General features: G+C 62.6%; 11 protein-coding genes. 8 read left to right on the top strand and 3 right to left on the bottom strand.

The window, feature by feature from the left end:
* The first annotated feature begins 1 nt into the window (after window position 1).
* The 5 genes from KEM60_RS06865 (at window position 2) to KEM60_RS06885 (ending at window position 4,560) form a co-directional block, all read left to right on the top strand.
* A complete protein-coding gene (locus KEM60_RS06865) occupies window positions 2-1,321 on the top strand; it encodes an NAD(P)/FAD-dependent oxidoreductase (protein WP_219106776.1) in 1,320 nt (439 codons plus the stop codon).
* Between the two features lie 24 nt (window positions 1,322-1,345).
* Window positions 1,346-1,660: a TusE/DsrC/DsvC family sulfur relay protein gene (locus tag KEM60_RS06870; RefSeq protein WP_219106777.1), complete on the top strand. Its 315-nt coding sequence runs from the start codon at window positions 1,346-1,348 to the stop codon at window positions 1,658-1,660.
* Between the two features lie 45 nt (window positions 1,661-1,705).
* Window positions 1,706-2,254: a DsrE/DsrF/DrsH-like family protein gene (locus KEM60_RS06875; protein ID WP_219106778.1), complete on the top strand. Its 549-nt coding sequence runs from the start codon at window positions 1,706-1,708 to the stop codon at window positions 2,252-2,254.
* Window positions 2,255-2,316: 62 nt separating this feature from the next.
* A complete protein-coding gene (locus KEM60_RS06880; protein WP_219106779.1) occupies window positions 2,317-3,111 on the top strand; it encodes a pentapeptide repeat-containing protein in 795 nt (264 codons plus the stop codon).
* 144 nt (window positions 3,112-3,255) lie between these two features.
* Window positions 3,256-4,560: a citrate synthase gene (locus tag KEM60_RS06885; RefSeq protein WP_219106780.1), complete on the top strand. Its 1,305-nt coding sequence runs from the start codon at window positions 3,256-3,258 to the stop codon at window positions 4,558-4,560.
* Between the two features lie 183 nt (window positions 4,561-4,743).
* Here KEM60_RS06885 and KEM60_RS06890 read toward each other — a convergent pair whose 3' ends face one another.
* A complete protein-coding gene (locus KEM60_RS06890) occupies window positions 4,744-6,825 on the bottom strand; it encodes a protein-arginine deiminase family protein (RefSeq protein WP_219106781.1) in 2,082 nt (693 codons plus the stop codon).
* A 192-nt stretch (window positions 6,826-7,017) separates the two neighbouring features.
* Between KEM60_RS06890 and KEM60_RS06895 the strand changes: the two genes are divergently transcribed.
* Window positions 7,018-7,986 (top strand): L-lactate dehydrogenase, encoded by a 969-nt coding sequence (locus KEM60_RS06895; protein ID WP_219106782.1) that lies wholly within the window; start codon window positions 7,018-7,020, stop codon window positions 7,984-7,986.
* Window positions 7,987-8,145: 159 nt separating this feature from the next.
* Here the strand turns inward: KEM60_RS06895 and KEM60_RS06900 are convergent, their stop codons facing one another.
* Window positions 8,146-8,361 (bottom strand): hypothetical protein, encoded by a 216-nt coding sequence (locus tag KEM60_RS06900; protein ID WP_219106783.1) that lies wholly within the window; start codon window positions 8,359-8,361, stop codon window positions 8,146-8,148.
* A 540-nt stretch (window positions 8,362-8,901) separates the two neighbouring features.
* Here KEM60_RS06900 and KEM60_RS06905 point away from each other — a divergent pair.
* Window positions 8,902-9,417 carry a MarR family winged helix-turn-helix transcriptional regulator gene (locus tag KEM60_RS06905; protein ID WP_219106784.1) on the top strand — a complete coding sequence of 172 codons (516 nt, stop codon included), beginning with the start codon at window positions 8,902-8,904 and terminating at the stop codon, window positions 9,415-9,417.
* The gene (locus KEM60_RS06910; RefSeq protein WP_219106785.1) at window positions 9,405-10,844 is read left to right on the top strand and encodes a chloride channel protein; all 1,440 of its coding nucleotides are present in this window, start codon (window positions 9,405-9,407) and stop codon (window positions 10,842-10,844) included. The genes KEM60_RS06905 and KEM60_RS06910 overlap by 13 nt, the downstream gene beginning before the upstream one ends.
* Window positions 10,845-10,967: 123 nt before the next feature.
* On the opposite strand, the gene KEM60_RS06915 is transcribed toward KEM60_RS06910, so the two are convergent.
* Window positions 10,968-12,470, bottom strand: a complete 1,503-nt coding sequence (locus KEM60_RS06915; protein ID WP_219106786.1) for a CoA-acylating methylmalonate-semialdehyde dehydrogenase — start codon at window positions 12,468-12,470, stop codon at window positions 10,968-10,970.
* Between the last annotated feature and the right edge of the window lie 10 nt (window positions 12,471-12,480).

Here is a 12,480-nt window from a genome sequence, read left to right on the forward strand (position 1 = left end):
CATGCACCGGCTCGTCATCCTGGGTGGTGGCACAGCAGGCACCATGGCGGCCAACATGCTGCGGAAGCGGCTGTCCCGTCACCAGTGGCAGATCACCATCGTCGATCGCGACGACGAACACCACTACCAGCCGGGATACCTCTTCATCCCCTTTGGCACCTACCGACGCGAGCAGGTGGTGCGGTCTCGGCATGCCTTCATCCGCGACGGTATCGAGCTCGTGCTCTCCGCCATCGACACTGTCGATGCCTCCGCACGGACCGTGCATCTCGACGATGGCCGCACCCTGAACTATGACCTCCTGATCGTCGCCACCGGATGTGAACCACGCCCCGATCAGACCCCTGGCCTGGCCGACGCTCTCAACGGCCCCGCAGCTGACCGCGCCGTCCACGAGTTCTATACCCTTCCTGGGGCGTTGGGACTGCACGAGGCCCTGAAGAGGTTCACCGGTGGACATCTGGTGGTCCAGCTCACCGAGCTCCCGATCAAATGTCCCGTCGCTCCCCTGGAGTTCGCTTTCCTCGCGGAAGACCACCTCTCCCGACGGGGGCTCGGTGCCGCCACCCGAATCACCTATGTCACCCCCCTCGATGGAGCTTTCACCAAAGCCACCTGCTCCCGCGCCCTGAGCCATCTGCTCGACGACCGGGACATCTCCCTAGAGACCGACTTCATGACCGAGTCAGTCGAGCTGAGCCCTGACGGCCCCGCCCGTGGAGTGCTGCGGTCCTACGACGACCGCGAGATCCCCTTCGACATGCTGGTCACCGTCCCCGTCAACATGGGACAGAAATGGGTCGCCCGCAGTGGGCTCGGCGATGACCTCAACTTCATCCCCACCGACAAGCACACCCTGCGCTCCCGCGACCACGACGACATCTGGGTGCTCGGCGACGCCTCCGACATCCCCACCTCCAAAGCCGGGTCTGTCGCTCACTTCGCCTGCGAAACCCTCGTCGACAACATCGTCGCCCAGATCTCCGGGACCAAACTCCCCTCCGTTTTCGACGGACACGCCAACTGCTTCATCGAAACCGGACGCGGAAAAGCACTGCTCATCGACTTCAATTACGACGTCGAGCCGTTGCCCGGCACCTTCCCCATCCCGGCAGTGGGTCCGATGCGGCTGCTCACCGAGACCCGTGCCAACCACGCCGGGAAAATGGCCTTCCGCCACATCTACTGGAATGTGCTCCTGCCAGGACGGACCCTTCCGATCGGTGCGCACATGTCCATGGCTGGCAAAAAGCCCCTCGCCGTACCCCCTGAACCCACCGAATCCCACCATCAGGATGGACCGGCCATCCCCACGTTTTGATCAGCACCGTCAAGGAAGGACACCATGCCCACCACGACCGTTGGCGGCCGCACTGTCGCCATCAATGATGAAGGGTTCATGACCGACCCCAGCCAGTGGGACGAAACCCTGGGCGCCGAACTAGCCCGCCTCATCAACGTCGAGATGACCGAACGTCACTGGCAGGCCATCCGTTTCCTGCGCGGCGATCACGCTGCCCGCGGCGAGACCCCCACCTTGCGGCGGGTCGCCACCGAAAGCGGCATCCCCACCAAGGAACTCTTCGAACTGTTTCCCGGCAAGCCGGCCAAAAAGATGGCGTACGTCGCCGGGCTACCCAAACCCAAAGGCTGCGTCTGACTTTCCCCCATCGCCCCGACCCGACCCCACCGGCAGGAGCACGACATGAGCGAGACCCCCTTCGTCCCCGATTTCGGCACCAGCGACGGCCCCACTCGCAAGATGTGTTTCATCTGCAGTAAGGGCAACCTCGACATGGCTTACCCCGCACTGATCATGGGTAACGCCGCGCTCGGTGAAGGCTGCGAGGTCCATATCTTCTTCACGTTCTGGGGCTTCGACATCATCAACACCGCCACCTGGGACAAGCTGAAGTTCACGATGACCGGCAACACCGCCATGCACATGCCCCAGCTGGACAAGATCCGTCCAGGCCTGGGCTCCATGTCGATGCCCCAACCCTTGGGGGTGCTGCCCGGCATGACCGCAGCCGCGACGGCGATGATGCGCAACCAGCTCAAGGACCTTGGCATCCCCACGGTCCCGGAGATGCTGGAGCAGATCACCGAGGCTGGCGGTCACCTGTGGGGCTGCAAGCTTTCCGCCGACATGATGGGCTTGACCAAAGACGACCTGTACGACGGAGTTGAGGACATCATCAGCGCCTCCGACTTCATCGAACTGAGCGAAGGCGCACAGGTCATCTTCATCTGATCCCCACGTCCGGAGGGCTACCTGAGCCTCCGGTGGCGCTCCCACTCTGCGACGATGGCGCAGTGCCATCTCCCGCTCCCCCACAGTGGGACCTCCAGGCCGACTGCTCCCAATGCACCGGCCTGTGCTGCGTCGCGCTGCCCTACACCCGGTCCGCGGACTTCCCTGCCACCAAGACGGCTGACACTGCTTGCCCTCACCTCGACGACAGTTGTGGCTGCCGCATCCATGACCGGCTGACCGCCGACGGGTGGCATGGTTGCCGAGCCTTTCACTGTGCCGGGGCGGGACCACACACCGCCCAGGTGCTGTTCCCGCAGCGGTCCTGGCGCACAGATGATGAACCAGCGGTGCAGTTCGACACCTTCCGGATGATGCTCGGCATGTTTGAGATCGCCCGGTACGTCGAGGAGGCCCGAGCCCGCGTCGCGCCTGGTGCCCCTTGCGCCGACCCCGATCTGGCAGCCGCATTAGCCCAGGTGAGTGCCGACCTGCATCACGAGGTCCACCGCGCACCGCCCGTGGATCGGGATGACGCGCTGCAGTACCGCGCCCGCGCTGCACCGCTGCTGCATCAGGTCGCTGCCGCCGTACGAGACGCACATGCGTGCAGAGCGGCACTGTCACCGCTTGCCCGCAGGCTCACCCGGCAAGCACCCGGCGCTGATCTCGCCGGACGCAACCTTCGTGGAGCTGACCTGCGTGGCAGTGATCTCACTGGTGCTCTGTTGATCGGAACTGACCTGCGCGGCGCTGACCTGGCTGAGGCCACGTTGCTCGGCGTCGACCCTCGCGGGGCTCTCCTCGACGGAACAAAGCTGGATAGCGCACTGTTCGCACCACCGGGCTGGGGCTGACCGCAGCAGCCATGCCTGATTTCTCCGATCGACGCTAGGGCCGCAAGCCCCGAGAAATGCACCGAATCGGCCCCACTCGCTGCGGCGACAGCAACGGCTGGTTACGCTGCTGCCAGCGATCACAGTCACGAAGGAGACGACGGTATGAGCAATGCAGCTCGCATCGAACTGGACGGTAAGTCCTACGAGTTCCCGGTCGTCGAAGGCACCGAACACGAAAAAGCCATCGACATCAGCAAGCTCCGGGCTCAGACCGGCCACATCACGTTGGACGACGGCTACGGCAACACCGGATCATGCGCATCGTCGATCACCTACATCGACGGCGATGCCGGCATCCTGCGGTACCGAGGCATCCCCATCGAAGACCTCGCTGGAAAATGCTCTTTCGTGGAAGTGGCCTGGCTGATCATCTTTGGTCGCCTTCCTACGCTCGCCGACCGGGACCGGTTCACCGACCTGCTCACCGAGAGTTCCCGCCTCGATGAGAACATGAAAAAACACTTCGACGGGTTCCCCACGTATGCGCCACCCATGGCGATCCTGTCAGCCATGATCAACACCCTCTCCGCGCACAACGAAGAGGTTTGGGAAGCTCACGACGACAAATCCATCGAGATCGCTGCGGCCGTCTTGATGAGCAAAGTCCGCACCATTGCCGCCGCGGCGTACAAATCGAGCATCGGTGAACCGCTCGTCTACCCCCGGTACGACCTGAAGTACGTCGAGAACTTCCTGCACATGATGTTCTCAGTGCCTTACCGCAATTACGAGCCCAGTGAGACGGTCACCAAGGCGCTCAACCTGTTTTTCCTGCTCCATGCCGATCACGAGCAGAACTGCTCGACATCCACCGTGCGGATGGTCGCCTCATCGAAAGCCAATATGTTTGCGTCCTGCTCCGCAGGGGTCTGCGCACTCTGGGGTCCCTTGCACGGTGGCGCCAACGTGGCCGTGATCGACATGCTCCAGGAAATTCAGGAATCCGGGATTTCAGTCAAGGAATATGTCCGAAAGGTCAAGGACAAGGAAGACGGGGTGAAGCTCATGGGCTTCGGTCACCGCGTCTACCGCAACTTCGACCCACGCAGCAAGATCCTCAAGCAGGCCGCTGAAGAGCTACTCACCGAGATGAACATCAGCGACCCCATGCTCGACCTGTCCCAAGAGCTCGCAGATGCCGCTCTGAACGACGACTACTTCATTGAGCGCAAGCTTTACCCGAACGTCGACTACTACTCAGGCGTGATCCTGCGCGCCATTGGCATCCCGTTGAACATGTTCACGGTGATGTTTGCTATTGGCCGGATGCCCGGCTGGATCGCAAACTGGAAAGAGATCCACGACGACCCACAGGGCCGGATCTACCGCCCCCGCCAGGTCTACACCGGACCGGTCAACCAGACCTGGGTCCCCAAGGAAGAGCGCACCTACCCGCCGCTCTACTGAGCACGCTGGGGTTCGGACCCGGGTCAGATCAGGACATCGACGTGGTGAGCTATCCCGCACCTGATGCAGGACAGCTCACCACCGGATGATCAGCATCTCGCAGGGTCACCTCGGGGGGAGGACGTCACCGACGCCCTCCCCCCGAGTCGTGTCAGGATCGCCCCGACCGGCGTACGCTGAGCGTCACTTCTTCGGCTGAGCCTGGGATACGGCGCGGAAGACGTTAGTGCCGCAGTGGATGTTGCCACCGCCCATCTGATAGACGTCCTTGTCCCGCACGACGACCATCTTCACCCCAGCCTTGGTGTAGGCCTCCTTGACGGCATCGGCGAAGATGTTCTTCTTGTCCTTACCGACGACCGGGCCAACCTGCAACGGAGTGATGAGCGAACCATCACCCATCGCCAGCGAGTTCACCGCGTTGGAGATGAACGCCGTCGCTCCCCGGAAGCCGGCGTCCTCGTCCTGGTCCTCAATGTGACCGAACAGGCCCCGGAGGAACACGGGAACTTTCACGATCTCAGCGTCGGACAAGCCCAGGTTGTCCTTGAGGGTCTTGATGTTCTTCTCCATGGCCTTGGCGGCCTGAGCGTTGATCGACAAGATCTCCGCATCTTCGGCGTAGTCCTTGAGCTTGGCCCTTCCCGGTTCAGTCTCATCAAAGAAGAACGGCACATTGCCATGCCCGTCAGCCATCGCCTTCTTCAACAGATTCACGCCAGCCTGGGGGTCGGCTACGGCAATTTTCCAGCCGCGCTCGTTCTTTGCCGGGATCACATTGACGATCTCGTCAACGTGTCCGACACCCATGAATCCGGTGTCAATCACCAGCGGTTCCGCCAAGTTCTGAGCTTTGATGAAGGACAAGGTGTCCTTGGACATCTTGTCGCCCTGCTCCTCCTTGGGTGCGCTCTTCCCGCCCTTGTCTTTAGGGTCGGCTTTACCCTTGAGGTCGGCTTTACCCTTGGGGTCAGCCTTAGCGGCATCGCCACCCTTGTCGCTCTTCTCGACAGCGGCCGGTGCAGTGGTCGCATCTTTACCAGTGGGGGTGGGTTTGGCCGAAGAAGTGGGCTTCGTCGATCCAGTGGGGCTCGGTTTAGCAGTCCCGGTGGGGCTCGGTTTCACAGAGCCTGTGGGCTTGGGCTTGTCACCTGGCTTCTTATCCAACACAATCTTGGATTGCCGGGCGCCAATGAGTGGGCGTCCTTCGGGGAAATTCTTACCTCCGTGACTGTACGGCGGGAGGTTTTCCAGGTTGCCCATCGCGTTGATGCTGTCTTGGACCTTTTTGGAGCCGATCCGAACGACACCGACATCCTTGCCGCGGAGCTGATAGACCGAAGGGCTGCCATCGCGCTCCATGTCAGCACTGACCGCGACCCGCATCATCTGGGTGGCGCCCTTCGCTGCAGGCATCTGCTGGTACATCGGTTCAAACAGGTCTTGGACCCATTCGTCACCCAAAGTGTCCAGCTCGGTGATTTTGGCCCCTGACGGTTTCAATGCGTTTCGGAACTCTTTCAGAAAGGCGACCATCGTGTCTTTGCCGCCAGCAGAGGAAACGCTGACCTGCTCAACCTTTTGCAGGTCGTGCTGAAGTTTCAGCGGAGCTTGACGCAAAGTCACCGACTCGCTCTGCGATTTTCCTTTGGAGGTGACTGTGAGAGTGACCTTCGCCTGGCCATCCCACACCGAGGTGTCACGCAGGATGTCAGTGCCTTCTAAGCCCAACCGCAACCCGGCGCGCAAATCGGTCGCGCTGATCTTCATGTCTGGGCGGACCTTGACCCATTCCTTGTCCCGTTTCATGAACAGGCGGGTCCGCTTCGCGGCAGCTCCTTCAATCTTCAGCTGTCCTACCGCATCCACTGGCAATGTTCCCGGAACTCCGGTGCGCAGTGGTGCCAGGTCTTTCTCGTCCTCAGGGCCGTTGACGATCTCGTCGGTGCCGTCGTGGCAGCCTGCCAACGTGGACATGGGAAGGAACTTCTTCCCGTCTTTGACCTTGCAGCGACCGGAGTCGTCGTCGACATTGGCCAGGAAGACCGCGCCGCGACCGGCGGAATTCTGCCCAGGCTCCTTGTCACCATCGCCATCGATGTCAACGACGCCATCCCGGTTAGCGTCGGCCCGTAGGACCACCCACTTCTGATCCTTCTCCGCGGCGTTCGCCGTACCGACCAATCCTGGGATCGGACCCACCACACCCAAGGCGACGATCAGAGCGACCGTGCGACGGGAACGAGCTTGAACTCCAGAAAACATGAGTTTCCTTCTCTCATAGGGAAAGAGGAGTCCAAGCATAAAAGGGGGCCATCACCACTTCCTGGACGTTACCTGAAAAAGAATTACTCCGATAAGACTTGCGCTCTCACATAGATGATTGAGGGATCTACGAGACCGTGACAGACATACCACGCCTATGACAGCAGATGGCGGCCCTGACAGGATGGCTCCATGAAGTATGTCGACAACAAGGTGGTCCTGATCGGTACCGGAGCGGTGGGCATGGCCTACGCCTACTCCGTGGTGAACCAGGGACTGGCTGACGAACTCGTCCTCATTGACCTCAACGAACGCAAGTCTCGGGCTGACGTCCTAGACCTCAACCACGGCGAGGCCTGGGCACCACACCCGGTGAGTGTGGAATTTGGCGACTACACCGACTGTCGCGACGCCGCGATGGTGGTGATCTGTGCGGGCGTGGCCCAGAGGCCGGGCCAGACTCGACTGGAACTGCTGGAAACCAATCTGCGCATCTTCCGCGACATCGTCGACCGGGTCATGGCTGAAGGTTTTGACGGAATCTTCCTGGTGGCAACCAACCCGGTCGACATCCTCACCTATGCCACCTGGAAGTTCTCCGGACTCCCCTCAGCTCAGGTGCTCGGCTCCGGGACGACCTTGGACACCGCCCGGCTGCGCTTCAATCTGGCGCAATATTTTGAAGTTGCCACCACCAACGTGCACGCCACCATCATCGGTGAACACGGCGACTCTGAATTACCCGCCTGGAGTGCTGCTTCGGTAGCGGGACGGTCCATCCACCGGCGCGTCGCCCAACATCCTGAATTGCAGTCCGACCTGGACCGGATCTTTGCCGCGACCCGGGACGCGGCGTACGACATCATCGACGCGAAAGGCTCAACCAGTTACGGCGTCGGGATGGCCTTGGCGCGGATCACTCGCGCCATTATGCGCAACGAGAAGGTGACCCTGCCGGTATCGGCGCTGCTGGAGGGCGAATACGGTCACGAGGACATCTACATCGGAGTTCCGGCCAGCATTGGTCGTCGGGGCGTGCGGCAGATCATCGAACTGGACCTGGACGACGCTGAGCAGGCGGCGTTCTCCCAGAGCGTGGCCAGCCTGGAGGCTGCAATGGCTCCGGCTCGTCAGGACGGAACTCTGCCTGCAGCGGAGTGACCTGGCAGGGTTAGTTAATAGACACCCGGCTGAAGTTAGGTTAGACTAACCTTACCTTGCCCAGGGTGGTCGGCGTGGCGATCAAAGACCGTCTGGTTCACACTGTCTGATTCGCATGCCACGCCGACCATCCGCCCTCTTCGGGCCCCAGCTCCCCAATCAGAGCTGCTCCACCTCAGCGGTGATCGCCGCAATCTTGTCCTGGCCGATCATGCCACCGGCCATCCCAATCGCCTGAGCAGCAGTCATCCCCTTCGCCATCCCGATCATCGGGTTGCTGGTCAGCCCCGGAGCATACTTATCGAATATCGCCACCACCTGCGGATCGTCGAGAAGTTCACCGAGCTTCGTCGTGTTCACGTCGTACTTGGCCATGTGCGACCTCCTGGGATTCGTCACGTCAGACACCTCAGTGGCGCCGTACCCCCTCATCGTCACCCATCACCCGGGCAAGCCCTTCCCAGGACCGCGCCCAGGGGAAGCGACATTCATCACGTCACCTCCCCGGCACCCCGCCCACGGGCGACATCACACCCAACGCACCCCGCCCACGGGCGACATTCCGGCGCAAAACCCCAGGACCACCCCCACCAAACCCGCCCACGGGCGACATCACACCCAACGCACCCCGCCCACGGGCGGAGTGTGGCGGCCGAAAGTCGCCCGTGGGCGGGTTGCCGTGGGGCGTGTCAGTGACGCTCACCTGGCATTGAGTGGCAGGCATCAGAGATGAGGCACCGGACCCCAGCAGGGATCAAGCATCTGACATTGGCGGTCTGGCACCGGACCCCAGCAGGGATCAGGCATCGGTGATCAGGGGTCAGTCGCCTGACATCAGGCGTCGGGGACCATCGGCGCGCCCCGCCACCACACCCCGCCACCACACACAAATATGCTCAGTGCAATAATTGCACTATGCATACAAACTCCAGCCTAGGGACATCAGAGTCCCATCCCGCCCCGCCCACATCTGACCACCGGCAGACAGCCGTCGACGCCATTGTCACCGGGAGCCGCACCCTCGTCGCAGTGGCGGCGCGATCCCTCAGTTCTTTAGAGGGCGAGGTGACCTTGCCCCAATATCGTGCCTTGGTCGTCCTTCGCCTCAACGGCCCGGCCCGGCCCGGCGATCTGGCCGCTGAGCTTGATGTTCACCCTTCTACTGCAGGTCGGATGGTGGACCGACTGGTCCGTAAAGGCTTGGTGCTGCGCCATGACGATCCTCAGGATCGGCGGGCTTCGACGGTCAGTCTCACCGCGATGGGGACCGGACTCGTCGATCGGGTCACTGGTCACCGCCGCGAAGACATCTCTTGCCTGGTCGACGAGCTCACCGCCGAAGAGTGCCAGCAGGTGGTGACTGGGCTGACGTTGCTGGCGCGGGCAGGTGCGACGTTAGGCCATGTCAGCCACGACCGGTGGGAGTTGTGAGCCTTCGCCACCGCCTGCGCACCCTCATAGCGCCGCGTCGGCCTGGTCGGTGGCGGGATTCGGTGAGCCGCTGGTTGTGGTGGGGCACCATCATTGGGGTGGTCTCTGGTGGCGGAGCCGTCCTGTTTTTTTGCTGCCTGGAACATGGCACTCACCTGTTGCTGCACACCGTGGCTGGACATCATCCGCCAGGCACGGTCGGCGAGGGGGGCGGTTTCCCTGGGACTGGGTTTGAACGTCCGTGGGCTATTCCGTTGGTGGCCGGTGGCGGGGCGTTGCTAGCTGGCCTGATCGTGGCATGGCTGGCCCCGGAAGCTGAAGGGCATGGCACGGACGCCGCGATTGATGCTGTCCACCACGAACCGACAAGTTTACGGGGCCGGGTCGCGGCGGTGAAGATTATCGCGTCGACGTTGGTCATTGGTTCAGGCGGCTCCGGGGGCCGTGAAGGCCCGACAGCCCAAATCAGCGCGACCGTGATTTCTCAGCTCTGCCGATGGCTCCGTGTGCCCACCCCGGATGCTCGGTTAGCGGTCGCTGCGGCGATGGCGTCTGGGATTGGCGCGATCTTTCGGGCACCTCTGGGTGGGGCGCTGTTGGGCGCGGAATTATTGTATCGAGATGACCTCGAAGCAGACGCGATCATGCCCTCCTTGATCAGCAGTATCGTCGCGTATTGCGTCTTTGGCAGCGTGTACGGGTTTCAACCCATCTTCGGCAATCTCGGCACCACTGAATTCACCGCTCCGACGGAGCTGCCTGGTTTTGCCGTCTTGGGGGCGGCGGCTGGTGCGATGGGATGGTTGTACGCCGCCTTGTTTTACCGCACCACTGGCATGTTTTCCCGCAGTCGGATCCCCGCTGCCATACGTCCCGCCATCGGGGGCCTTGTCGTGGGCGTTCTGGGGTTGTTAGTCCCAGCGGCTTTAGGCACCGGCTATGGCTGGATTCAGAAAGAAATGTCAGCTGACCTGCTGACAGCTTTACCGCTGTGGCTCGTGGTGGCGATTCCCTTCGCGAAGGTCGCCGCGACGTCCCTGTCGATCGGTTCGGGTGGCTCAGGTGGCGTGTTCGGTCCGGGCATGGTCATCGGTGGGGCAACGGGCGCCGCGGTATGGCGCCTCGCCCAGGACATCCCGGGGGTGCCATCGTCGCCAACGCCGTACGTCGTGGTTGGCATGATCGCCTGTTTTGGAGCGATCGCGCATGCCCCGCTCGGGGTGATGTTGATGGTCGGGGAGATGACGGCCAATCTGTCGCTGCTGGCCCCGGCAATGATCGCCGTAGCCGTGGCAGGCCGAGTCGTCGGTGACTCTTCGATTTACTCCAGCCAAATCAAGGACCGCCGTACGGCGCGAGCGATGCGCACCGCCGCGCCGCAGCCAGCGGCACCGTCCGATGCGCTGGCGCTACCCCACCAGGGGTGACGCCAGCGGGACACCTCGATGGGGAGGTGCCCCGCCTGCTGCTCTTCCGGTCGTCAGGCCAGTCGGCGTCTCTGGTGGGGTTTCCGTCGCCGTCCGCAGCGCTCGACGGACGTCGTACGGCGATCAGTCGTTTTGCGGGAACCCCAAGTTCAGGCCACCGTGGCTGGGGTCGAGCCACCGGGCCGTGACGGCTTTGGTGCGGGTGAAGAAGTGCACCCCTTCCATGCCGTGCGCGTGGGTGTCGCCAAACAGGGACGCTTTCCAGCCACCGAAGCTGTAGTACGCCATGGGGGTGGGGATCGGCACGTTCACTCCGACCATGCCGACCTGCACTTCGTGCTGGAAGCGGCGGGCGGCGCCACCGTCGTTGGTGAAGATGGCGGTGCCATTGCCGAACGGGTTGTCGTTGATGAGTTGCAGGCCCTCGTCGTACGAGGAGATGCGCACCACGGACAGCACCGGCCCGAAGATCTCATCGGTGTACACCGACATCTGCGGGGTGACCTTGTCAAACAGGGTGGGCAGCACGAAGTATCCGTTGTCGCTGCCTCCGACCCAGGTGCCTTCCCGGCCATCGACCACCAGGTCTGCGCCCTCAGCGACGCCAGCGTCGATGTAGCCACGGACCTTGTCGCGGTGCGCGGCGGTGACCAGCGGCCCCATGTCGACGCCGTCACCCATGCCGTCACCGGTGGTGAGGCTGGCCATCCGCTCGGTGATTTTGGCGATGAGTTCATCAGCGATGGAGTCCACGGCCAGCAGCACCGAGATCGCCATGCAGCGTTCACCGGCGGCGCCGAAGCCAGCGTTGACAGCAGCGTCAGCGGCCAAGTCAAGGTCAGCGTCGGGCAGCACCAGCATGTGGTTTTTGGCCCCGCCGAGTGCTTGCACGCGTTTACCGGCGGCGACACCCCGTTCGTAGACATAACGGGCGATCGGGGTCGACCCGACGAAGGAGATCGACTTCACTGTGGGGTTGTCCAGGAGTGCGTCGACAGCTTCTTTGTCACCGTGGACGACGTTCATGACGCCGTCGGGCAGACCTGCTTCCCGCCAGAGTTCGGCGATCGCGACGACTGCTGAGGGGTCTTTTTCGCTGGGTTTGATGACTACCGCGTTGCCGCAGGCAATGGCGACCGGCACGAACCACAATGGCACCATCGCCGGGAAGTTGAACGGAGAAATGACCCCGACGACGCCGAGGGGTTGCAGGATCGAGTAGGCGTCCACATCGGTGGACACATTCTCCGAGAAACCGCCCTTGAGGATGTGACCGATGCCGCAAGCGAATTCAGCGACTTCCAGGCCGCGGTTGATCTCACCGACAGCGTCCGGGAAGGTCTTGCCGTGTTCGGCGACGATGAGCCGGGCGATGTCTTCACGACGGGTGGCGAGCAGCTCACGGAAGCGGAAGAGCACCTGGGTGCGTTTGGCGACGGACATCCGTCCCCAGCTTTGCGCGGCGACGTGAGCACTCTCGACGATCTCGTCGACCAGCGCAGCATCCGCGAAGTCGACGGTGCCGGTGATTTCGCCGGTCGCCGGGTTGTAGACGTCACCAGTGCGGGTGGCGGTGCCTTCCCAGAGGTGGTGGCCGATCAGGTGGGTGATCCGGGTGGTGCTCACGGTGTTCCTT

It is taken from the genome of Austwickia sp. TVS 96-490-7B (genome assembly GCF_019331795.1).
Lineage (GTDB): Bacteria > Actinomycetota > Actinomycetes > Actinomycetales > Dermatophilaceae > Austwickia.